The 23,149-nt window shown below is 68.4% G+C and carries 20 protein-coding genes; 7 read left to right on the forward strand and 13 right to left on the reverse strand.

Translation table 11 applies throughout. The features are described 5' to 3' along the window. Positions 1–177 precede the first annotated feature (177 nt). On the reverse strand, positions 178–2,910 hold the full coding sequence (locus VM306_RS24895; protein WP_325519194.1) for a BTAD domain-containing putative transcriptional regulator: 2,733 nt from the start codon (positions 2,908–2,910) through the stop codon (positions 178–180). Positions 2,911–3,065: 155 nt separating this feature from the next. Here VM306_RS24895 and VM306_RS24900 point away from each other — a divergent pair, with 155 nt between their 5' ends. Then, on the forward strand, positions 3,066–3,476 hold the full coding sequence (locus VM306_RS24900) for a peptidase inhibitor family I36 protein (protein ID WP_325519196.1): 411 nt from the start codon (positions 3,066–3,068) through the stop codon (positions 3,474–3,476). 105 nt (positions 3,477–3,581) lie between these two features. On the opposite strand, the gene dnaB is transcribed toward VM306_RS24900, so the two are convergent. The 6 genes from dnaB to VM306_RS24930 form a co-directional block, all read right to left on the reverse strand. Continuing rightward, complete coding sequence (dnaB, locus tag VM306_RS24905; protein WP_325519198.1) at positions 3,582–5,609, reverse strand: replicative DNA helicase; 2,028 nt, start codon at positions 5,607–5,609, stop codon at positions 3,582–3,584. A gap of 537 nt (positions 5,610–6,146) precedes the next feature. Further along, positions 6,147–6,599, reverse strand: coding sequence for a 50S ribosomal protein L9 (gene rplI / locus VM306_RS24910; RefSeq protein ID WP_325519200.1), 453 nt, complete (start codon positions 6,597–6,599; stop codon positions 6,147–6,149). Positions 6,600–6,617: 18 nt separating this feature from the next. Beyond that, the gene (gene rpsR / locus VM306_RS24915) at positions 6,618–6,857 is read right to left on the reverse strand and encodes a 30S ribosomal protein S18 (RefSeq protein WP_030480165.1); all 240 of its coding nucleotides are present in this window, start codon (positions 6,855–6,857) and stop codon (positions 6,618–6,620) included. Between the two features lie 56 nt (positions 6,858–6,913). After that, positions 6,914–7,420 carry a single-stranded DNA-binding protein gene (locus VM306_RS24920; RefSeq protein WP_325519202.1) on the reverse strand — a complete coding sequence of 169 codons (507 nt, stop codon included), beginning with the start codon at positions 7,418–7,420 and terminating at the stop codon, positions 6,914–6,916. Between the two features lie 29 nt (positions 7,421–7,449). Continuing rightward, positions 7,450–7,824, reverse strand: coding sequence for a 30S ribosomal protein S6 (rpsF, locus tag VM306_RS24925; RefSeq protein WP_325519204.1), 375 nt, complete (start codon positions 7,822–7,824; stop codon positions 7,450–7,452). A 101-nt stretch (positions 7,825–7,925) separates the two neighbouring features. Continuing rightward, the gene (locus tag VM306_RS24930) at positions 7,926–8,861 is read right to left on the reverse strand and encodes a hypothetical protein (RefSeq protein WP_325519206.1); all 936 of its coding nucleotides are present in this window, start codon (positions 8,859–8,861) and stop codon (positions 7,926–7,928) included. A gap of 132 nt (positions 8,862–8,993) precedes the next feature. On the opposite strand from VM306_RS24930, the gene VM306_RS24935 reads away from it, so the two are divergent. Genes VM306_RS24935 through VM306_RS24945 form a run of 3 tightly spaced genes read left to right on the forward strand, consistent with a single transcriptional unit; the run spans position 8,994 to position 12,205 of the window. Next, positions 8,994–9,764 (forward strand): deoxyribonuclease IV, encoded by a 771-nt coding sequence (locus VM306_RS24935; RefSeq protein WP_325519208.1) that lies wholly within the window; start codon positions 8,994–8,996, stop codon positions 9,762–9,764. Between the two features lie 23 nt (positions 9,765–9,787). Further along, entirely contained in the window at positions 9,788–11,179 is a 1,392-nt protein-coding gene (locus VM306_RS24940; RefSeq protein ID WP_325519210.1) for a hypothetical protein, read from the forward strand. An 18-nt stretch (positions 11,180–11,197) separates the two neighbouring features. After that, on the forward strand, positions 11,198–12,205 hold the full coding sequence (locus VM306_RS24945; RefSeq protein ID WP_325519212.1) for a GDSL-type esterase/lipase family protein: 1,008 nt from the start codon (positions 11,198–11,200) through the stop codon (positions 12,203–12,205). Here VM306_RS24945 and VM306_RS24950 read toward each other — a convergent pair. The 4 genes from VM306_RS24950 to VM306_RS24965 all read right to left on the reverse strand — a co-directional run bounded on the left by VM306_RS24950 (position 12,117) and on the right by VM306_RS24965 (position 17,126). Next, positions 12,117–13,724, reverse strand: coding sequence for a glycosyltransferase family 87 protein (locus VM306_RS24950; RefSeq protein WP_325519214.1), 1,608 nt, complete (start codon positions 13,722–13,724; stop codon positions 12,117–12,119). The two genes, VM306_RS24945 and VM306_RS24950, sit on opposite strands and share 89 nt — an antisense overlap. 105 nt (positions 13,725–13,829) lie before the next feature. After that, positions 13,830–14,483 carry a M15 family metallopeptidase gene (locus tag VM306_RS24955; RefSeq protein ID WP_325519216.1) on the reverse strand — a complete coding sequence of 218 codons (654 nt, stop codon included), beginning with the start codon at positions 14,481–14,483 and terminating at the stop codon, positions 13,830–13,832. Further along, complete coding sequence (locus VM306_RS24960) at positions 14,480–14,779, reverse strand: hypothetical protein (protein WP_325519218.1); 300 nt, start codon at positions 14,777–14,779, stop codon at positions 14,480–14,482. Before VM306_RS24960 ends, VM306_RS24955 begins: the two co-directional genes overlap by 4 nt. A 16-nt stretch (positions 14,780–14,795) precedes the next feature. After that, positions 14,796–17,126, reverse strand: coding sequence for a glycoside hydrolase domain-containing protein (locus tag VM306_RS24965; RefSeq protein WP_325519220.1), 2,331 nt, complete (start codon positions 17,124–17,126; stop codon positions 14,796–14,798). A 483-nt stretch (positions 17,127–17,609) separates the two neighbouring features. On the opposite strand from VM306_RS24965, the gene VM306_RS24970 reads away from it, so the two are divergent. Together VM306_RS24970 and VM306_RS24975 are read left to right on the forward strand one after the other, a co-directional pair. Further along, complete coding sequence (locus tag VM306_RS24970) at positions 17,610–18,083, forward strand: hypothetical protein (protein WP_325519222.1); 474 nt, start codon at positions 17,610–17,612, stop codon at positions 18,081–18,083. 109 nt (positions 18,084–18,192) lie between these two features. Next, positions 18,193–19,068 (forward strand): hypothetical protein, encoded by an 876-nt coding sequence (locus VM306_RS24975; protein WP_325519224.1) that lies wholly within the window; start codon positions 18,193–18,195, stop codon positions 19,066–19,068. A 79-nt stretch (positions 19,069–19,147) separates the two neighbouring features. Here VM306_RS24975 and VM306_RS24980 read toward each other — a convergent pair whose 3' ends face one another. Further along, positions 19,148–21,694 carry a transglycosylase domain-containing protein gene (locus VM306_RS24980; protein ID WP_325519226.1) on the reverse strand — a complete coding sequence of 849 codons (2,547 nt, stop codon included), beginning with the start codon at positions 21,692–21,694 and terminating at the stop codon, positions 19,148–19,150. Between the two features lie 326 nt (positions 21,695–22,020). Further along, positions 22,021–22,419, reverse strand: coding sequence for a DUF5318 domain-containing protein (locus tag VM306_RS24985; RefSeq protein ID WP_325519228.1), 399 nt, complete (start codon positions 22,417–22,419; stop codon positions 22,021–22,023). Positions 22,420–22,583: 164 nt separating this feature from the next. Between VM306_RS24985 and VM306_RS24990 the strand changes: the two genes are divergently transcribed. Continuing rightward, positions 22,584–23,120 (forward strand): PadR family transcriptional regulator, encoded by a 537-nt coding sequence (locus tag VM306_RS24990; RefSeq protein ID WP_325519230.1) that lies wholly within the window; start codon positions 22,584–22,586, stop codon positions 23,118–23,120. Positions 23,121–23,149: the final 29 nt, after the last annotated feature.

A 23,149-nucleotide genomic window follows, 5' to 3' on the forward strand; every position in this document is an offset into this window, starting at 1 on the left:
CGTCACCACCGCCCCGCGACGAGCCAAAGCCGCTGCTACGGCGGCTCCGTAGACCCCAGCACCCACGACGACGACCCGCATCCTGACCTCCGCAGTCCCGTGCACTCCCTGGTGTAACTAGTTGCATGTAACTAGTTACACCGTAGGCCCGGGTGGTGAAGGCGGTCAACACCGCCGTTACGAGGGGTCGTGCTCAGCCAGCTGCTCCTGCAACCGGGCGTGCCGGAACTGGTACACCGCACCGACCTGCCGCAGGACACCGCGGTGGTGCGCGTCGTCGAGGAAAGCCATGAGTCTCAACGGGACGTGACCGCGAGCGGCCAGCCACAACCGCGTGCAGCCGAACGCGCCCCAGGCCCGGGACAGGCAGACGCTGAGCCCGACGCCCAGCCCGAACAGGCCGCCGGCCGCCACCGCGTGGGCCACGCCGGGAACGTCCGCGATCACCTGGCCGCCGATCAACGCCCCGGCGATGCCGAACGCGACGGTCCCGGGCTTCGGCACGAAGTACCGGCCGAGCAGGGCGGCGGCGACACCGCCGGCCACGCTCAGCACCACGTCGAACCTGCTGTCCAGGATCTGCACGGTCGGCTCGTCCTGGGTGAGGCGGAGCGCGAGGCCGTAGAACAGGCCCAGCGACACCGTGAACGCCAGCGTGAACGACAAGGCGGCGGCGCGGTCCTGCCGCAGCACGGCGCCGGGGCTGGACACCCGGTTGGCGTCCAGCGGCGTGCCGAGCCAGACGTGCACGCCGACGGCCAGCCCGAACACCACTGCCACCAGGCAGATCACCCCGGCCGGCAGCGACCAGCCGAAGCCGAGGCAGGCCCCGGCCGCCGCGCCCACCGCGAACCGGCGCGCGAAGCGGACGGCGACACCGGTGAAGGTCGCCTCGACCCGCTGCGGGCCTGGCCGGCGGCCGATGCTGTGGGTGACGACGCCGGCGGCGCCGAAGGAGACGCCGTAGATCGTCGCCGTGACCGCGTGCGCGGCCAGCGACCCGGTGAGCGCGAACAGCAACGCGGGCGGCAGGCCGAGGTAGAGACCGACGACGAGACGTGGCACCGCCCGGTCCAACCGCCACCAGGCGAGGTCGTGGGTGCGTTCGCGTTCGAGCCGCCGGGCGAGGAAGGACAGCCAGCGCTCGACCTGCGCCGGGTCGTAGTCGCGCGGCCGGTCGAGCCGGGCAGGCGGGGACGGCCGCCGTGCGTACACGGACGGCAGGTAGGCGTCGAGCAGGTGCCGTTCGATCGCCGCACGGTCCGGGAACCGCGCGGTGTCGAGGAGTTCGCCGGGGTCGGTGGCCGGGCTGGCGTAGGCGTTCCTGGCCAGGTCGACCATCAACGGCGTGCGCAACGCCTGAGCAGGTGCCCCGTTCGGCTCCCGCCTCAGCGACTCGACCAGCGGCTGCCACCGGGTCTCGCCGGGACGGCGGCGAGCGGTCAGGAACTCGACGGCGTCCTCGACCTCCACCGGCTCGATCTCCACCACGGCGGCCCTGGTCAGGAACGAGCCCGCCGCCCGCACCGCGAGCTCGTACTCGGCCCCGCGACAGGTCACCACCAGCGGCCGGCCGGCGCCGACGGCCTGGTCGAGCGCGTCGATCGCGGCCGTGTGCAGGCCGGGCGGCGTCTCGTCCAGCCCGTCCAGCACCGGGACGACCCGGCCTTCGAGCACCAGGCGCAGCCCGGCGTCCTGACCGTGGACGGCGGTGTTGGCCAGCCACGGGTACTCCTCGACCAGCCGCCGGGCCAGCCAGGCGTCCAGGTGCTCGTGGTGCGGGTTCCACGACGCCAGCGTCAGCAGCACCGGCACCGGCTCGTCCGGCGCCCGGTCGGCGAGCAGACCGAGGGTGAGCAGGATGGTCAGCACCGACTTGCCGGCGCCGGGCTCGCCCAGCACCACCAGCTGCCGTGACGGGACCCGCCGGAACTTGGCCACCAGGTTCGTCAGGTCGCCGCTGAGCACCAGCCGTTCCGGACCGTCACCGGGACGACCGCCCAGCACCGCCGACGCCACGGCCGCCACCTCGCGTTCAGTGCTCGACCAGCGCAGCGGCACCGGTTTGGGCCGGTGCAGCGACCGCGTCTCGGCCTCGGCTGTCCACTGCCGGGCGATCGCCGCCGCGAGCTCCCCGGCCGCGCGGTCCAGGTCACCGGCAGGGGCCGGTGTCGCGCGCTGCGGCTGGTTCTCGCCGCGCAAAATGCGTTCGTGCAGATCACGGACGTCCGCGCCGGGATCTATGCCCAGCTCCTCCGCCAGGACGACGCGCAACCGCCCGAACACTTCAAGGGCATCGGCCTGCCGCCCCGCGCGGTCGAGCGCGATCATGAGCTGGGCGTGCGGTCGTTCCCGCAGCGGATTCTCCGCGACGACCGCGGTCAGTTCGTCGACGACCTCACGGTGCTGCCCCAACGACAGCTGCCAGTCCACGCACGACTCGAACGCGTCCAGACGCTGCTCGTCCAGGCGCGAGGCGTGCCTGGCCAGCACATCGGCACCGAGCCCGTCGAGGGCCGGACCGCGCCACAGCTTCAGCGCCGTCCGCATCTCACGCACCCCGTCGCGCAACGCACCGTTGCCGGCCAGCCGTCGCGCCTCGGCGACGTGCTTCGCGAACCGCAGCAGGTCGACCTGCTCATCGGTGACGACGAGCCGGTAACCGGGCCCGTCGGTGACGATCAACCGCTGCTCGGCGTCACCGAGCCGGTCCCGCAACGCCGACACGCAGTTCCGCACCTGTTTGACCGCCGTGGCCGGCGGCTCGTCGTCCCACGTCGACTCGACCAGCCGCGCCATCGGCACGACCGCACCCGGAGTCAGCAGCAGAGCCGCCAGCACCCGCTGGTGCCGAACGCCCGGCAGCGCCAGCCGGCCCCCGACCGTCCAGACCTCAAGCGGCCCCAGCACGCAGAAGTCCATGGACTCCCCTCCCCCGAGGCCCGATCCTAGCCCTCTGACCTGCGGGAGGACTGTGCGATGACGAGACGAGGACGCGTTCCGGCAGCGTGGTGCTCGTTCGGTCACCCGATCCGGTGGTGATCGAGTCGAGGGGAGAACTTCACATGTCCAGGATTCGTTCCGCAGTGGCTGTCGCGGCCGCAGTGGCCGGTGTCGCCGCCGGCGCCGTGCTCACGGCGGCCCCGGCCTCGGCCGCCACGCCGCCGTGCCCGGCCGCCTACTACTGCTTCTACGAGAACTCCAACTACAACCGCACCGTCCCCGGCTGGAAGCTGGACTACAACACCACGCAGTCCGGGGACTTCAACAACCCGCCGTCGTCCAGCGGGAACAAGCGCAACCAGCTGTCGTCGATCATCAACAACGGCAACCGCACGATCTGCGTCTACAACGACGTCGTGCTCGCACCCGACAAACTGCTCGTCAGGGTCCCGCCGTACGGGGACGTGCCGGACCTGGGCAACATCCCGGGCGCCAACGACAACGCCGACTACTGGAAGATCAACGCCTGCTGACCGGGAGCGGGGCCGTCGCCTGGCGGCGGCCCCACGCAGGTCCTGAGCGGTTCGGCGGCTGTCCAGGCCGGGCGATCGCGCGCGGTGCGTCCTGCACCCGCGGCGTCACGTCTGGGCGAGGTCGGTGAATCGGGAGTAGTGCAGCTGGTGCGCCACGGTGATGGTGGCGGTCGGGCCGGCGCGGTGCTTGGCGATGATCAGGTCGGCCTCGCCCGCGCGCGGGTCGTCGCGTTCCCAGGCGTCCGGGCGGTTGATCAGGATGACCATGTCGGCGTCCTGCTCCAGCGAGCCGGACTCGCGGAGGTCGGAGAGCATCGGGCGCTTGTCGGTCCGCTGTTCGGGACCGCGGTTCAGCTGGGAGATCGCGATGACCGGGACGTGGAGTTCCTTCGCGATCAGCTTCAGGTTTCGCGAGAACTCCGAGACCTCCTGCTGGCGCGACTCGGTCTTCTTGCCCGAGCTCATCAGCTGGAGGTAGTCGACGACGACCAGCTTGAGGTCGTGGCGCTGCTTGAGGCGGCGGGCCTTGGCCCTGATCTCCATCATCGTGAGGTTCGGGCTGTCGTCGACGAAGAGCGGCGCCTCGCTGATCTCGCTCATCCGGCGGGCCAGGCGGGTCCAGTCGTCGTCGCTCATCGTGCCGCCTCGCATGTCGCCCAGGCGGATGCGCGCCTCGGCGGAGAGCATGCGCATCACGATCTCGGTGCGGCTCATCTCCAGGCTGAAGATCGCGCTGGTCAGTCCGTGCTTCACCGAGCAGGAGCGGGCGAAGTCGAGGCCCAGCGTCGAGTTGTGGGTCGGGATCATCGTCTCGCCCGCGAGGTACAGGTGGTCGTGGTTGTCGACCTCCACGCACCGCACCGGGACGGACGCGACCGGGCGGACGGCCACCACCTCGACCTGGTCGTGGCGGCCCAGGCCGGCGACCAGCTCGTCGACGTCGCGGCGCAGGCGGGCGAAGCGGCCGTCGATCTGCAGCGCGGCGAGCAGCTCCTCGCGCTGCTTGCGCGACGAACGCAGGTACGCGACGGGGATGTGCGGCTCGTCGGCCAGGCCGAGGCCCTTGGCCACGCGCAGCTCGTCGTCCATCAGCTCCAGGTCGCCCAGGCCGGACAGGAACTGGCCGAGCGCGCGGGGCGACAGCGGCAACGACGCGGTGGGCAGCTCCCACGCGGCGGACATGCGCACGAAGAGCCGGCACAGGCCGACGCGTTCGAACAGCTGCGCCGTGGTGCGGATCGCCCAGAAACCACCGGTCTCGCTGCACGACTCCGTGAGCCACTGGTGCTCGGCGTCGGCCACGATCACGGTGCCGTCGGAGAACTCCACCTCGAAGCACGGGCGGCCCGTCATCACCTCGGTCGCGGCGACCACGCGGGTCGGGCGGCCGTCGGCGCCCATCAGGAACGAGCCGACCTCCACAGACCCCATCGTGGTCCAGCCGGACGGGGTGGGCAGCGGGGTGTCGAGGGCCAGCGCCTTGCCGACACCGGGACGGGCGGCGACGATGATCATCTGACCGCCGTGCAGACCGTTGGTCAGCGCGTCGAGGTCGGCGAAGCCCGTCGGGATGCCCTGCGAGATGCCACCGCGCGACGCGATCGCGTCGATCTCGTCCATCGTCGGCTGGAGCAGGTCCTCCAGCGCCACGTAGTCCTCGGTCGTGCGGCGGTCGGTGACCTCGTAGATCGCGGCCTGCGCGCGGTCGACCACCTCGTCGACGTCCGCGCCCTCGGCACCGTTGTAGCCGAGCTGCACGATGCGCGTGCCGGCCTCGACCAGGCGGCGCAGCACGGCCTTCTCGGCCACGATCTCCGCGTAGTACCCGGCGTTCGCGGCCGTCGGCACCGTCGCGATCAACGTGTGCAGGTACGGCGCGCCACCCACGCGCAGCAGCTCACCGCGCCGTTCGAGCTCGGCGGAGATGGTGATCGGGTCGGCGGGCTCGCCGCGGCCGTACAGGTCGAGGATGCAGTCGTAGATCGCCTGGTGCGCGGGGCGGTAGAAGTCGTTCGGCGCGAGGGCCTCGATGACGTCCGCGATGGCGTCCTTGGACAGCAGCATGCCGCCGAGCACGGACTGCTCGGCCGCCAGGTCCTGGGGCGGCTGACGCTCGAATGCGGGTTCCGCCATACCCCGGTCGTCCACCAGCGCCACTGCCAAATCACCCCTGCGAAGAGTCGAAGTCGGTGCGATGTCCCCTAGTTGTACAGCGAGGCACCGACAATTCCGGGCGGCCACGCTGCGCGATGACCATGGCCCGTGCCGCGACGCTAGAGGGACCCGTCCGGAGCAAGCAAACCAGCGTGTGGATCGTCCTGTGGACAACTGGGGGACAACCTGTGGATGGCTGCCCACAGGGACGGAGGCATTGGGGACAACCTGTTGACAACCGGTGGAGTGACGGAAGTAACTCCAGCTCAGAGGCTGTGTACAACTTGTGGAAAAAGTTGTGGGCCGCGCGGTCGGCGTGTCGCGAGAAACACCCTCTTCGGCGTGTCGCGGTAGGGCGGCGCGTGGTGTTTATCCACAGGACGTGGACAGACGAACACTGGTCCGAACGAGCGAAAGCGCCACCTGCCCGGAGCATCCCGGGGAAGCGGCGCTTCGACGAACCGAACCGCAGGAGGCCCCGGCGAGAGCCGGAGCCACCTGACGAGATCGGCGAACTTACTCGCCCGTGGTCACGACGACCGGCAGCGTGAGGGTGACCTCGGGGTGCAGCCGAACGGTGACCGAGTGCTTGCCGGTGGTCTTGATGTGACCCGGCAGCTCGATGGCGCGCTTGTCCAGGACCGGACCACCGGCGGACTTGACGGCAGCCGCCACGTCCGACGCGGTGACCGAGCCGAACAGCTTGGAGCTGCCGGCGGCGGCCTTGGCCTTGAGCGTCACGGAGAGACCCTCGAGCGCGGTCTTGATCTCCTTGGCGTGGTCCAGGTCGCGCACGCGGCGGGTGTCCTGCGCGCGGGTGATGACCTGGATCTGCTTCTGCGCGCCGCGGGTCGCGACGATGGCGAGACCGCGCGGGAGCAGGTAGTTGCGGCCGTAGCCGTCCTTGACCTCGACGATGTCGCCGGGCGCGCCAAGGCCGGAAACGTCAGCGGTGAGGATGAGCTTCATCGCGAAGGTTCCCTTCTCTTAGCGGGCGGTCGAGGTGTAGGGCAGCAGGGCCATCTCACGGGCGTTCTTCACGGCAACGGCGACGTCGCGCTGGTGCTGCGAGCAGTTGCCGGTGACGCGGCGGGCACGGATCTTGCCGCGGTCCGAGATGAACTTGCGGAGGAGCGTCGTGTCCTTGTAGTCGATCAGGCTCGCGCTCTTGTCCTTGCAGAAGGCGCAGACCTTCTTCTTGGGCTTGCGCACAGGCGGCTTGGCCATGTGTCTCTAACTCCTGGATACGCAGTGAATGAAGTACTGGATGACCGGTGCGCGGTCTAGAAGGGGGGCTCGTCGGCGAAGCCACCCGAGCCGGCCGGCGGGGCGGAGCCCCACGGGTCGTCCGCAGGCGCGCCACCGCCGCCACGAGACTGCTGACCGCCGCCGCCGCCGAAGCCGCCGCCACCGCCGCCGTCTCCACGGCTGACCTTGTTGACCTTCGCGGTCGCGTAGCGCAGCGAAGGGCCGATCTCGTCGACCTCAAGCTCCACGACGGTGCGCTTCTCGCCTTCCTTCGTCTCGAAGGAACGCTGGCGCAACCGTCCGGAGACGAGCACTCGCGAACCGCGGGTGAGCGACTCGGCCACGTTCTCGGCGACCTGCCGCCACACGTTGCACCGCAGGAACAGCGCTTCGCCGTCCTTCCACTCGCCCGAATTCTTGTCGAACGTGCGGGGCGTGGAGGCGACCGTGAAGCTGGCCACCGCCGCACCGGACTGGGTAAAGCGCAGTTCGGGATCGGCGGTCAGGTTTCCGACCACCGTGATCGTCGTCTCGCCAGCCATGTCTTGGGAGCTCCCCTAACCGAGGTTCGTCAGGCCCTGGCGGCGGCCCTGGCCGCCGACTTGGCCGACTTGGCGTCCGACTTGGCCTTGGCCTTGGCGGCCAACTTGGCGGCCTTGGCGGGCTCGCGGCGCAGGACCTTCGTCCGGAGCACCGTCTCCTGCAGACCGAGCTGGCGGTCCAGTTCCTTCACTGCTTCCGGCGTCGAGGCCAGGTCGAGCACCGCGTAGATGCCTTCGGCGTTCTTGTTGATCTCGAAGCTGAGGCGGCGCTTGCCCCAGACTTCGACCTTCTCGACGTTGCCGCCCGACGTCTTGATGACGTTGAGGAACGTGTCGAGGGACGGCGCGATCGTGCGCTCGTCGAGACTGGGGTCGAGGATGACCATCACTTCGTAATGACGCATGAGGACCACTCACCTCCTGTGGACTCGCGGCCACGGGCTTTCCGTGGCAGGAGGGTCGTCGCGTCAGCAACTGACAAAGGTTAACAGAGCGCGTCCAACGACTACGCAGGGGTGCGGCGAAGCACCCAGGTCCGCACCAGCGCACCCGTCACCAGGGCCAGCATCAGCACCGCGACCAGCACCGGAGCGCCGACGCCACCGGGACCGCCGAGCCGGGGCAACGCCGTCGCGCGGCCGGCCGCCTGCACCGAGTCGCCCTCGATGCCGTTGCCGACGGACGCGCGCGGGACCTGCGAGCCGTAGCGCACACCGGGCGACGGCGAGTACAGGCCGGGCATCGCGAACGGCAACGAGCCGTAGCTGAACAGCGGCACGCGGCCGAAGTTCGCGCCGACCGGGTACAGCGAGAAGTCGCGGTTGCTCGGGGCGCCCGCGCCGACACCGGGGACTCCGGGGGTGCCGGGGTTCGTGCCCGGCTGGCCGGGCGGGGTTCCGGGTTGCGGCTGCTGGCCGGGCGGCTTCGGTGCGCCGGGAACGGCGCCGACGGCCTGCTGCGAGGCGTCGGCGATGGCCTTGCTGCCGTCCTGGACCGGGGCCACTACCTGGTTCACGCCGGTCACGGTCACCTGGCAGCCGCTGGTCAGCGTCGCGCGCACGGTCTTGTCGAGCGTGCCGAGGATCGGCCCGAGCAGCGGGATCTTGTACAGCTCCGCCACCACGGCGTTCGCGATCGTGCCGCCGGTGATGGTCGTCGTCCCGACCTGCACCGCGCCGATCGGGATGGGCTTGGCCTGCGAGAACGCCTGCTTGAACGGCTCGGCGAGCGGCGGCCCGAGCAGCGGCACGGCGCGCACGAGGTCCGTGATGGGCTGCGTGACGGCGGCGGGGCTGAGCGAGACGGGAGTGCCGGGCGCGCCCTGGATCGACGTCGCACAGCTCCCGACGACGATGGGCTCCGCGGCCACGGCCTGACCGGCTCCCACGCCGGCGGAGGCCAGCGTCAGAAGCGTCGCGGCGATAGCGCTCAGCAGTCGCATGCCAACCCCTTTCCTACTCTCAAGTAACGACCGTAGGTCCTGGTGGTGACGTAGACCATCCCCAGTTTTTCTCGATTACTCCTATCGGCGGCGGCTGCGATGGCGTTGCGGACGCCGACTACCCTCCAGGACATGCGCATCGGGGCCCATGTACGCGACGACGACCCGGTCGGCGCCGCGGCCGAACGCGGGGCCGAGGTCGTCCAGTTCTTCCTGTCGGATCCCCAGGGGTGGAAGAAGCCGAAACCCCATCCGCAGACCGACGCCCTGCTCGCCTCGGACCTCGAGGTGTTCGTCCACGCCCCGTACGTGATCAACGTCGCGTCGCTGAACAACAGGATCCGGATCCCGTCCAGGAAGAACGTGGTCCAGCACGCGGAGGCCGCCGCTGCCGTGGGCGCGAAGGGCCTGATCGTGCACGGTGGGCACGTCACGAAGGGCGAGGACCCCGCTGACGGCTTCGCGAACTGGCGCAAGTTCTTCGAACGGCAGGTCGCAGAGGGCGGCTTCGCGGTCCCTGTCCTGATCGAGAACACCGCGGGCGGCGACGGCGCCATGGCCCGCACGTTCGACTCCCTCAAGCTGCTGTGGGACGCGGTCGGCGAGTTCGGCGCGGGCTTCTGCCTCGACACCTGCCACGCGTTCGCCGCCGGTGAGGACCTCGTCGGCGTCGTCGACAGGGTGAAGGCGATCACCGGCCGCATCGACCTCGTGCACCTCAACAGCTCGCGCGACGAGTTCGGCTCCTCCCGCGATCGGCACGACAACATCAGGACTGGCACCATCGACGCCGACCAGCTGGTGGCCGTGGCCGCCAGTGCCGGATGCCCCGTCGTGGTGGAGACACCGGACGAGGGCCAGGCCGACGACATCGCCTTCCTGCGCGACCACGCCGGCCGGTGAACACCGTGCACGAGGTGGTGGGCGTGACGCCCGAGCGAGGTGACGCCGGGCGTTTCGCGAACCGCTTCGGCGGCGCCGCCGCCGTCGTGCTGGTGTTGCTGTGCGGGCTCACGTTGCTGCTGGGCTTCGTCAACAAGGACCGCTGCACCGGTCCCGCGTTCGACCAGTGGGGCCGCTCGCAGCCCGACTACGACGAGCGCAACAAGGAAGACGTCTGCTACTCCGACATCCAGCACCTCTGGATCGGGCGCGACATCGACCGGCACGTCTTCCCGTACGTCGACGGCGGCATCAACGACAAGGGCATCCTCGTCGGCGGCTCGGTCGAGTACCCCGTGCTCTCCGGCCTGCTCATCTGGGCCGGCGCGATCTTCGCGCACAACGACGCGGAGTACCTGCTCTACTCGTCGCTGCTGATGGCGCCGTTCGGCCTGCTCACGGGCTGGTTGCTGGGCAAGCTCGCCCGCTGGCGCGCGCTGCTGTGGGCGATCGGGCCACCGCTCGTGCTCTACGCGTTCCACAACTGGGACCTGCCGGTCGTGCTGTGCTCGGTGGCCGCCGTCTACGTCGTGCACCGCTGGAACCGGCCGCTGGTCGAGAGAGCCGTGGTCGCGTCGGTCCTGCTCGGCCTCGGGTTCGCGTTCAAGGTCTACCCGGCGATCTTCGTGCTGCCGCTGATGCTCTTCGTCGCCACCGGCGGCTGGCGCGGCCAGGAGCTGCCGTCCAGATTGCAGGGAACTCGCAAGAAGGCCGACGTCGCCGGCGCGGTGAAGGTCGGCCTCGCGTCGATCGTCACGGTCGTGCTGGTCAACCTGCCGTTCGCCTTCGCGGGCTACGACGGCTGGCTCGCGTCGTTCGAGTTCCAGCAGCTGCGCCGGGTCGACATCACCACGAACTCCGTCTGGTACTGGGGCCTGCGGCCGTTCATCGGCGACGACCCGATGCAGTCGCTGGTCGGGGTCCTCTCGCCGATCACGATCCTGATCTCGTTCGCGATCGCCGCCGGGTACGGCTGGGTGCGGTTCCGCCGCGAGGGCACCTACCCGTGGATCGCGGTGTCGGGCGCGATGCTGTGCGGCTTCATGCTGCTGCACAAGGTCCACTCGCCGCAGTACACGCTGTGGCTGGTGCCGTTCCTCGTGCTCCTGCGGGTGCGGCTGGTGTGGGCGTTCGCCTACTTCGTGGCCGACCTGGCGATGGGCATCGGGATCTTCCGCTGGTTCTGGGCGATCGAGTTCGGGCAGCCGGCCGGGATCTACGACAGCTTCTCCGCGCAGGCCGTGATGATCGGCGTGTGGGGCCGTGCGGCGCTGCTCGTCGCGCTGTTCGTGGCGTTCCTCAAGGCCCGGGACGTCACCGAGGACGACCACGAAGATCTGAAGTTCCTCCGCGGAGCTGTGGCAGCGAAGAGCTGATCACCGCAGACTGGACCCGTGAGGGTGATCATCGCGCTGGCGCTGGTGCTGGTCTGCGGCGCCTCCGGTGCGCACGCGCGGTCGGAGGCGATCCGCTGGCTGCCCGTGTGGCAGGCCGTGCCGACCCTTCCCGCGGGCGTTCCCGACCACGTCGTGCGCACGACGGTCGACCTCTCCGCGGGCGGCACGTCGGTCCGGCTGCGCCTGTCGAACCTGATGGGCATCACACCCGTGCGCGTCGAGCAGGTGACCGTCAAGGCGAACGGCGAGCTGCGTGAACTGACGTTCAACAGGTCTCGTGCCGTCACGATCAGAGCACGCGACGAGGTCTACAGCGACGCCGTGCAGCTGCCGGTCAGCACGACGCTGGAGATCAGCACGCACGTTCCGGGCGGCACACCGTGTCAGGCGCGCGCATGGAACACCATCACCTCGGCGCGCGCGTACGTCTGCCTCGTCTCGGCGGTGGAGGTCGCGGGCTTCAGCGCGCCGGGCGCCGCGGTCATGTTCGGCGACTCGATCACCGAGGGCTACTCCGAGGGCAGCTGGCCGTCGATGGTCGAGAGCGACTACGCGGTCCTGAACGCGGGCATCAACGGCAACGGCGTGGTGCACGGCGACGCACCGATGGTCGCTCGTCTGCACCGAGACGTTCTCTACAGCCGTGAAGTGCGCAAGGTCGTGTTGCTGGGCGGCATCAACGACATCCAGAAGGACGTCACCGCGGAGAACGTCATCGCCGGCATCCGCAGCATCCAGCTGCGGTGCGAGAACGAGGGCGTGCAGTTCCAGGTCGGCACCCTCACGCCGTGGCGCGGCTGGCCGAACTGGAACGAGGGCAGGGAAGCGCAGCGTCAGGAGGTGAACGCGTGGATCCGCGCCACCTTCCCCGGCGCGATCGACTTCGACGCCGCCCTGCGCGACCCCGCCGACCCGCTCAGACTGCGTCCGGAGTTCGATGCAGGTGATCACCTGCATCCGAACGCGGTCGCATTCGGTGCGATGGCTCGGCTCGTGCGGGTCTGACGATCTGCCGGTCCGGCGCATCGGCCAGGACGCCCTCCAACGGGTCGTCGCCCGCCTTGCGCACGAGGTCGCGCTCCGGGTGGTAGATCTCCTTCACGATGATCACGCACAGCGTGACGACCGCCGCGCCCCGCAGCAGCACCGCGCCGAGGAACCAGTCGATCGGCAGGCCCTTGTTGTCCGTGCCGAGGTAGAAGTACATGCGCGGCACCCACACCAGCGCGTCGACCGCCATCCACGCCAGCAGCAGCTTCCAGCGCGGCAGCGCTAGCACGGCCAGCGGCACCAGCCACAGCGAGTACTGCGGGCTCCACACCTTGTTAGTCAGCAGGAACGCCGCCACGACCAGGAACCCGAGCTGCGCGAGCCGCGGCCGCGTCGGCGCCGACAGGGCCACGTAGGCGATGCCGGCGCAGCAGACGAGGAACAGCACCATGCTGACCGTGTTGAGCACCGTCGGCGGCTGTCCCTGCGTGAGGCCGGGGTCGAAGCCCTGCCAGCCCGTCCACTGCACGAGGACGTTGTAGATCGTGTCCGGGTCCGCGTTGCGTTCGGTGTTGAGGCGGAAGAACTCCCGCCACCCCGTCTGCGATGCCGGGTTCAGCGCGATCGGCGCGTTGACGAGCGCCCACGCGCCTATGGCCGCCGCGGTGGTGGTGAGGCCCGCTTTGAGTCTTTCCGAACGCCAGCACAACAACAGCAACGGCCCGAGGAGGAACAACGGGTAGAGCTTCGCCGCACCACCCAGCCCCAGCAGCACACCGGCGAGCACGGGTTTCTTCCGAGCCCACGCCAGCAGACCGGCCGTGGCGAACGCCGTCGCGATCGTGTCGAAGTTCGTGAACGCGTGGACGACGACCAACGGTGACACGGCGACGATCGCCGCGTCCCACATCCGGCGCCGCGCTATCCGAGCCACCGAGAACACGGTCACGAGCCACGCCACGGCCAGCCAGAACGCCGTGACGTCGAAGAACACGATCACCGTCATCGGCAGGCCGGGGACGAGTGCCACGAGCCCCTGCGCCACTCGCGCGTTGAGCCACATGAACACACCGGTGACCACGGGGTACTCCATGTACCGGACGTGCTCGGTCGGCTTGCCCTCGTCGTCCTTCCACGACGTGATGTACGGGAAGGACCCGCGCTGGTCGAGCCGTTCCGCGGTGTAGAGCGGCACGGTGTCGGAGTAGCAGAGGGCGGTGAACTGCCTGCTGCCCCGCCAGTCGAGCTGCACCTGGCCCTTGTCGTCGACGTACTGCTGGACGCACGGCGACTTCTGCACCCAGCCCGCCAGCAACGTCAGCACGGCGAGCAGCAGGATCACCCGCAGCGCCGTCCAGAAGTAGTTCCTGCCGATCAGCGCGTGCTCGCCGAGCGGACCGCCGAACGGTCTGCTCAACGACCGGGCGAGCGACTCGGTCCAGGTGGGCGCGACCCGCTCTTCGTGAGTGAGCGAGCTCAAGTCCTCGGCGAGGTCGGGGGCCTCGGCGGGACGCTCGGCAGGGCTGCTGGGCACGTGGCGGATGGTACGGCCAAGCCCGTTTCGCCGTGGTCAACATCCCTGGACCGATGCGCACGGGTCCGGGACGGCGCGCTTCACAGGTCGCGCCGCCCCGATCGGTCAGCCCGTCGCGATCTGCCGCTCGGCCAGCACCTTCGCCGGCCGGCGGCGGGACTCGTCGAACACGTCACGTGGCGTGCCCGCCGCCTTGCCCGGACTCCACTGCGCGATCTTGCGGGCCACCCTGACGAGCTTGATGTCGCCCGGCTTCACGTCCAGCTGGAAGTGGCCCTCCTTCGGCGACTTCTTGAAGTCGCCACCCCACCGGACGATCCCCTCGCACTCGGCGAGGACGTCGCGCACCGCGGCGAGCTCGTGCGGGAAGAAGTTCCCCTTCGCCCCGGCCGGGTACAGGTCCGGCCTGATCGCGAACGCCGTGCCGGACAGGTAGTTCGACTCGAACGGTGCGCTGCCGCCGGTCTGGCTGATCTGACCGGGCCGCAGCGGCGCGACCTCGTAGTGGAAGCGGCGCGCGACGTGCAGCAGCACGGTCGCCACGTCGCCGGATCGCAGTGCCACGACCGCACCTGATCCCTCGACCTTGAACTGCGCGATGTCCTTGTGCCGCAGCGGCCAGCCGTTCGCCGACGTCGACGCGGCAGGCGCTGCCGCCAGTGCGGCGGGCGCGAAGCCGACGGACGCGGCCGCGGCGAGGCCTCCCGCGACGCTGAGGAAGCTGCGGCGTCCGAGCGTTCCCCCAGATGGTTCGTTCATGTCTTCTCCCCGCGGACTCTCCGGACTACTGCGATGACGGTGAACACGACCGCCGACGCCAAGAGGGCGAAGAAGATCGGGTTCAGGTAAGGCGGGATGAGGTCGTAAGAGGCGTTGCACGGACTGGAGAGCGGCAAGAGCGACTCCCTGCGGTTGGGGTCGAACTCCCAGGGATGACCGCGGCTGCCGCACAACTCCTCGATGTCGTGCACTCCGAGCAGAAGCAAGTACCCCCACCCGTACACGAGCACCGCACCCAGCAGAGACCAGCCGGCCACACGGCCCGGTTTCGACACCATCGTCCTTCTTCCGCTATCCGCGCGAGAGCCGATCGACCGCGTCGGCGTACCCCTGCAGGAACGGGTCGAGTTTGTAGGCGGGCATCTGTGTCGGGAGTGTGATGGCTTCACCGGCCTGGAGCACCATCGCCCCCGTCTTGAGCGCGGCCAGCTCGGGGTCGCCCTGGCTGTCCGTCAACATGCTCCTCGCCGCGTCGAAGACGTTCTGCACGGATCCGCCGTGGCGGCCTTGGTAGAACTGCTTGAACCTCGTGGCAGGTCCGGTCCCGGTCATGTACGCCACGATCAGGTCGTCGATCCTGCCGCCCGCCTTGGCGGCGGTTCCGATCAGGTGGCCGTCGCAGTCCTGAACGTAGTCGGTGAGCGCGAACGTCGACTCCACGTTGATCTTCGCGAACTTGGCTTCGACGAACTGGTATCCCGACGCGTAGGAACTTTCGACGTGGCGCCATTCGCCGTAGAGCGTGCAGAGGTCACCGCCCCAACCGCCGAAATCACCTCTGGTCGTCGCGGTGCCGGAGCCGGTTCCCTTCAAATAGATCGATTGTGCGGTCGCGGCGAAGTGGTCGAGGTTGATGCTCATCCCGGCGGCCGGGTCGGTGAAGTTCGTGACGTGTTTTTGCACCCGCGCTTTGGCGTATGCGACCCAAGCCTCGTCCACCTGGCCGATCAGGGTGGTCCACGCCCTGTTCTGGTACTTCGGGTAGCGCATGTACTCGAACACCCGGTTGGTGGGATCACCGCCGTAGTCGACCGCCAACGAGTAGAGCCCTCTGATGAAGGCGATGAAGTCGTCCAGCGTCGCGTCCCGGCCGTTCACGTTCTCGGGACCGCAGCCGGGGTCGGTTTTCCGGTTGACGTCGTTGTCGAGCGGGAAGGGGTCGCTCGACGACGGCTGGAAGTCGAACTCCTTGATCTGCGTGAACGACCAGTTGTCCGGCATCGGGAAGCCGAGGTTGCCGGAGAAGCCGTACGACATCCCGGAGACGAACGAATGCCGTGCGTACGCCTCGCTGCTCACGCGGCTGCACACGTTGCGAGATCCGTAGACAGCAGGTATGTACCGCCCGCCCCGCACTCGCAAGCCGGCCGCAACACCGTTGAAGTACGGGATGATGTTGCTGGTGATCTCCTCGTTGGTCGCATCGTAGTCGACCGCGAAGTAGATCACCGTTCCGGCGTTGAAGCCGTAGCCGACCGCACGTCCGTGAGCGAGCAGCGCGTGGTCATACCCCTTCGACCAGCTGAAGTCCTCAAGTCCGCGACCGTAGTACTGCGAGATGGGGAACACCCGCAGCCCTGCGGCGAAGATGGCGCCGAGCTCTCCCGGCTGGAGCTCCTTGTCGAGCGTCTCGCCCGGCGCCTCGTCCAGGTAGCGCCCCACGACGCGGTAACCGGCGTTGAACAGCCGGGAGCCCCGGTCGCCGAGGATGTGCCTGCTGGTGTCGCAAGCGGTGGCGGGCCGGTCCGGGTCTCCCATCGACACGAGCAGTTGCGCCCAGGTCCGGTAGTCGCCGACACCGGTCTCCTCCAACAGCGAGAACCGCTGGAACGCCCGCACCCATGCGGTCAGGTCGTCGTCCCAGCGGTACTGGAACGAGGCCTCCGTCCCGCTGCCGTCAGGCCGGTCGGGCCTGCGGATCGGACTGTTGAAGACGCAGGCCGAGCTGAACAGCTCGACCCAGCTCTGCGCCGAGCCGGGACCGACCGGGTTGGCCCTCAGTCCTGCCTGGGTACCGGGGCCGAAGTTCCCCGTGGCGTTGTCGTCCGCTATGCCGATCTGGTACTGGATCGCCTTCATCAAGGCCTGCTGGACGTCACGGGAGTAGATGCCGTCGCAGGGGATGACGAAGAAGGTCGACCGGTTGAGGTACCTGCCGTTCAGCCACCGCTGGATAGCCTGAACCCGCTGGCGGCCACCCGCGAGCATCACGTAGGCGTCCATGTTGAGGATTGCCTTGAAGATCTTGGGATCGACGGTGCTGTCGGAGCCGGACAGTCCGATGTCGGTCTTGAGGCTGCTCACCGCCGCGGTGGTGCCGGTGTGGAACCTGCCGCTCTGAGTCTCGCCCGCGTCGTAGCCCTTGCAGAACAAACCGTGCTGGACGATCCGGACGATGTTCGCGTTGGCGGTGTAGCCCTGGTTGATCGGACCTTGCGCGGCGATCCGCGCCATGGTCGTCGGTCCGAAGGAGTCGGACAGCTCTGCGATGCCCAGTTCGTGTTGCAGACCGCGGGTGAGCGAGTACATCGTCGCCCACCCGGTTCTGCCGTTCTCCTCGCATCTTTCGTAGCCCGGCACCGTGCCGTAGGTGGCGTTCACCCACTGCTGGGCCTCGAGCACGCGCTGATCCACTGTTCCCCCCAAGGTCGGATGCCGTCGTTCGTGGTTGCGCCGGCCGCGGAAATGGCGGAAGAATTCGCGACGCCGATCGGCGTCAGCAATTGATTCGGTTGCCCCGGCAGTCTCATCCGGCGGCAGATGGCCATCACGAAGTGCCTCCCCAGACCTCGTGACGGTGTTGGCCCGCCACTGGAACCTAACCGCTTGTTCTCGGGTCGGTCAACCGGCAGATGAATGAGTCGTGGTGCGTGACAACACACCGGTAATTCATCCGGACGGAGGTGTTCGGCGGCTGGGAACCCGGTATCGGAATTTCCCGCCGACCGCCTCTGGACAACGAGGCCTCCGGGTTCGTAAGGTCGGATCGTGGTCCTCGACGGGAGGATCGATCGCGCTGGGGGGCGTACGTGAACACTTCGTTCAGCGACACCTGATCAACTTCGATCCGCACGATGCAGTCGATCTTCCGGGATCGGCTTCTTCGTGCTGCCTGTTGTGCGATCAGAGCAGTTCGACCTGGGGGGAAGTGAATTGAGAAGTCTTGCCCGCTTGGCTGCGGCATTCACCTTTGTTTTGCCGTTGGTGCTGGTCGGTATGGCGCAGCCTGCGTCAGCCTCCTTCTTCGACATGAGAGACCAGTGTGGTCTCGGTTACTACTGCGCCATGGGCGACGCCAACTGGCGCGGCTGCATCGCCCTTTTCGAAGGAAACGATGCCAACTACTCCGACAATGGTTGCTGGGATGGCGGTGCGATTCGCTACGAGCTTGACGACCGCACTACCTCCGTTTACAACAACGGTTATGTGGGAGCGCCTGACAACGTTCAGTCGTTCAGGCATCCGAACTACGTGGAACTGATCTGGTCCGTTCCTCCGGGAACGTACTACTCGAACGTCGACAAGTTCTGCAACGCCGCGCCCTGCAACGACCAGGCATCCTCACATCGATGGGTGTGACTCGCCCGCGGTGGTGACATGTCGGACCAGGCCGGAATGGACGCGGAAGAAGTCCGTTCCGGCCTGATGTCTCTTGGGGGGAGAAATGGCGAGGAGACATCTGAAAGCGGTGTTGATCGGGACCGGTCTGCTCACGACCGTGGCGTGCTCGGCACAGCCGGACGCACCACGGCCCGAACCTGCGCTGGGACCTGTCCCGCTCGTCCGCATCGACGCGGACGTCAGGTTCCCGCTCGACGACTACCTGCTCTCGCCGGAGCACCGGGTGATCGTCCGCAAGGGGCAGGACGTGCTGGTGCAGAGGTGCCTGCGCCGGTTCGGTTTCGAGATGGACCTGCCTGACCGCGAGGTGGACCGCGTGCGGGGCCGCGTCATCGGTGTCGTCGACCCCGCGGAAGTGGCGGAGCACGGCTACTCCGATCCGGAGACCATCGAGTCCGTCCGCAAGGCCGAACAGGTGAGGAAAGAGCAGAAGCCCTGGCCTGAGGACATGATCGCCGTGCTGAACGGAAACGGGCCGGAGGTCCGCAAGAGGGGCGGTGTCCCGGACGGGGGCTGTCTGGGTGAAGCGCAACGGATGCTCGGGCTCACGTCCCGGAGCAGAGGTGAGCCCGGCGACGAGAACTTCGTGATCGGGTTGTCGCGCGACTCGTCGAAGCTCGCCGAGGCGGACAGCAGGTTGAAGGAAGCCTGGCGCAAGTGGAGCGCATGCATGAAAGACGCGGGTTACGACTACGCCGACCCGTGGGGGCCCAACGGCGAGAAGAGGTTCAGCGGTGACGACGCCTCGCCTGAGGAGATCGCCACGGCGCGTGCCGATGTCGCCTGCCGGGAGGAGCACGGTGTGAACGGGATCTGGGTGGCGGTGCGGACCGCCTACCAGAACCGGATCATCACGGACAACGCCGATGCGTTGAGGCGGCACCGCGGAGTCGTCGACGAGCAAGTGCGCAAGGCGACCGCGGTCGTGCCGGGCAAGAACTGAGGTGCCGGTCGGCGGAGCGGTCGGCCGCCGGAACGATGATGGGCCCGGTGCGTGTGCACCGGGCCCATCATCGGTTCGACTACGTGTCGCCTGGGTTGCGTATCGCATCCCCGGGACCGCCGGGATCCGGCTCACCGGGCTTCGGCTTGGTCGAAGGGGTGTTGCTGCCGCACGGCGGGAACAGCCCACACGGCTCCGACGTCTTGGTCGGCGGCTTCGAGCTGCTCGGCGGGGTGGACGGCGTGTTGGACGGCGTCTTCGAAGGCGTGTTGGACGGCGTGTTGGACGGCGTGTTCGAAGACTTCGGCGGGTTGTACTGGTTGAGCGGCTTAGCCTTCGGGAACTTCTCCATCTGCGTACCGGCCAGCGCCTTGTTCATGAACGCCTGCCAGATTTTGCCGGGCACGCCCGAGCCGAAGATGTTGGCACCGGTCTTGTCGCGGATGGGCAGATTGCCTTCGTTGCGCCCGACCCACACTGAGGCCGCGATGGACGGCGTATAGCCCACCATCCAGGCCTTCGAGTTGAGGCCTGCACCTTGGCCCGCGCTCTCCGACAGCTCGTGCGTACCGGTCTTGCCGGCGCACTCGCGGTTCTGCGCGCACGGGATCTTGGAGCTGGGGGGGATCTCCTTGAGCACGTCGGTGACGTTGTCGGCGATGTCCTGGCTCTTGGTCTGGTCAGGGTCGAACGCCGAGATCGGCTTGTCCGCGTGCTGGTAGATCACGCTGCCATCCGGGCCGGTGATCTTCAGGATGAAGAACGGCGCGCGGTAGACACCGCGGGCGGCGAACGTCGCGTAGGCCGAGGCCATGTCGAACGGGCGGACCACCGCTTGGTCACCGCCGAGGGCGATACCACCGTTCGGGGTGCCGCCGTCCTCGCCGACCAGCAGTTTCTTCGGGCCGTCGCCGATGTCGACCTCGTCAGGGATGCCCGCCTGATGCGCGGCCTTCACGGTCTTCTGCACGCCGATATCGTTCACGACCATGTCGTAGAACACGGTGTTCAGGGACTTGATCATGGCCGTGCGGACCGGGCACTCCTTGCCGCACGAGTTGTCGTTGCCGGAGTTGCGGATCGGTGTCGAGACGCCTGGGAACGTGCGCGGCGAGCTGCCGTCGTAGATGGAGCCGAGACCCCTGCCGTTCTGCAGAGCGGCGACCAGGTCGAACGCCTTGAACGACGAGCCTGGCTCCTGCAGCGTGCCCTTCGCGTAGTCGAAGGACCCGCGGCCGTCCCGGCCGCCCCAGTAGGCGCGGACCGCGCCCGAGGCCGGGTCGACCGCGGTCAGCGACGTCTTCAACGCCTCCGGTTGCGCGCCCTTGATCATGATCTCGTCCACGGCCTCCTCGGCCGCGGTCTGCATCTTCTGGTCGATCGACGTCGTGATGGTGACGCCGGTCTTCTGCGCCTGCTCGAACGAGACACCGGTCTGCTCGGCGTCGAGGGCTGCCTGGACCTGGTCCACGATCAGGCCGCGAGGGCCTTCCAGCGACTTCGGCTGGGTCTCGGCGAACGGCAGCGGCTGCGGCCACTGCTGCGAGTCGTAGTAGGCCTGGTCGATCCAGCCCTTCTGGAGCATCTGTCCCATGACGTACTTCCACTGCTTCTGGGAGTGCTCCTTGTCCTCCGACCAGGAGGGCGTCTGGATCATGGCCGCGATCAGCGCCGCTTCGGAAGGAGTGAGGTCCTTCATCTCCTTCTTGTAGTAGACCTGGGACGCGGCCTTGAAGCCGTTCGCGCCGCGACCGAAGTACACCGTGTTGAGGTACGCGGTGAGGATCGTGTTGTGGTCCGACTCGTTGCTCATCTTGTAGGCCTTGACGAGCTCGGTGAACTTGCGCGACACCGAGGCTTCCTCGTTGCCGGTGGCCTTCTTGATGTACTGCTGGGTCAGACCAGAGCCACCTGAGGCGCCGCCGGTCGCCTGGATCCAGACAGCGCGCACGATGGCCTTGGCGTCGAAGCCGGGGTTCTCGTAGAAGTTCGCGTCCTCCGCCGCCAGCACCGCGTGCTTGACGGTCTCGGGGAGCTCGTCGTACGTCAGCATCGTGCGGTTCTCGCCGGGCGAGGTGATCTTGGTCATCTCGGTGCCGTCGGCGTACTGCAGGACGATCGTCTTGTTCTGGGTGGCCGCGACCTCTTCCGGCTTGGGCCACTCGACCAGCGGGTACGCGACGGCGATGGCGATCACCGGGCCGAGGATCATGAGGCCGAGCGCGACGAAGGCACCGATCCGGACGCGCTTCCAGATCTTCTTCTTGCGCAGTCGGCGCTCCTCCTCCTCGGTGAGCTCCGGCTCGTCGTCGTAGTAGTCGTCGTCATCGTCGACGGCGACCGGTCCACCCGCGAGCAGGAACTCGTCGTCGGGCTCGCGGTGCGTGATCAGCTCGGGCTCGCGCTGCGTCGGCCGGTTCACCGGCGGCAGCTGCGTCGTCCGCTCGTCACCCGGCTTGCGCGGGGGTACGCCGGGGCGGCCGGGGCCACCCGCGGGGCCGCCGGGACGACGTCCACCGGGAGGCGGTGCCATGGGCATGCCGCCGGGAGGCGTCGGGGGACGGCTGCCGGGACCGCCCGGTCCGCCTACCGGGCCACCGGGGCCCTGCGGCGGACGGCCCGGCACGGCCTGCGGTCCTCCCGGGGCGCCGCCCTGGGGTCCGCCTGGTCCGTTCGGGCGGCGTGGGGGCTGCTGCTGTGGGAAACCACCGGGAGGCGTGCCACCCTGGGGAGGGCGTGCGAAACCGCCGGGCGGAGTGCCCGGTCGAGGCTGATTCGGGACATCACGTCTCGTGCCGCCGCCGTCCGGGTCGTCCCCGGTCGGCCATTGCGGCTCGCCTCCGCGCTGCCGGTCATCATGCTGGTCGTTCACGTGAAAAGGCCTCCCAGACCGGCGTGCACCGGCACGCGGTTCGGTGGTCGTGCTTCATTCGGAGCAGTGCTACCCGTGGGTCATTCCACCGCAGTCCTCCTGCGTGGCTTTTCCAGCCCACGCTTCCCCAGGACGTATGACTGCACCAGGTGGTTCCAACTGCACGTGCGACAGACTTCTACGACGTACACGGAGAACTCGTCGAAGAGGTTCGACATCTTCGCCAGTTCCTCGGGTGTGCGCGCGGAGCCGGCCGCGTGCTTCAGCTCGTCACCGTAGACCCACGACACGTTCGTGAGGGGTTCTTTGCGGCAGACGGGGCAGGGCACCTCGGTCGCCGTGCCGTGGAACTTCGCAGCTCGCAGCAGGTACGGGGACGCGTCGCAGACCTCCATCGTGCCCGTGCGACCGGCATAGACCTCCGCCAGCAGCGCTCGGCGCTGCAGCGAGTAGTCCACCACCTGTCGTTGGGTCAACACGTGACCAGAGTACGTGCCGCCCGCTTTCCGATGATGGGCCGTTCAGGGCAGCGAGGCCCGACGCGATATGACGGTGTGCCACATCCCACACTGAGAAGAGGTCGCCGATGTATCGCAGCGATATAATCACCTCACCTATCGGTGCAGGTGCGAGGAGGTGACTCGTGTTCGAGTTCGCGCTGCTCGGCCTGCTGCACGAGGCGCCCATGCACGGCTACGAGCTGCGCAAGCGCTTGCATGACCTGCTCGGAGCGTTTCGCGCGTTCTCCTACGGATCGCTGTACCCAACACTGCGGCGACTCCAACGGGCGGGCCTGATCGTGGAGGAGGGGCCGGAGGAGTCGGCTCTTTCTTGGGGACGTCGGGCTCGCAAGGTCTACAAGCTGACCCCGGAGGGCAAGGAGCGGTTCGCCGACCTCCTGTCCGACGCGGGTCCTCAGACCTGGGACGACGACTCGTTCGGAGTCCACCTGGCGTTCTTCTCACGCACGCCGGCCGACGTCAGGATGCGCATCCTGGAGGGCCGCCGGCGGTGTGTCGAAGAACGCAGGGAGGGACTCCGCGAGCGGCTGGCGAAGACGGGTGAGCAGATCGACCGCTACACCCGCGAGCTGCACAGGCAGGGCCTGGAGAGCACGGAGCGCGAGGTGCGGTGGCTCAACGAGCTCATCGCGCACGAGAAGTCCGAGCAGGACGAGTAGTACTCAAAAGTGATCAAGGAGGACTCGGC

Origin of the sequence: Lentzea sp., from assembly GCF_035525475.1 — a bacterium.
GTDB lineage: Bacteria > Actinomycetota > Actinomycetes > Mycobacteriales > Pseudonocardiaceae > Lentzea.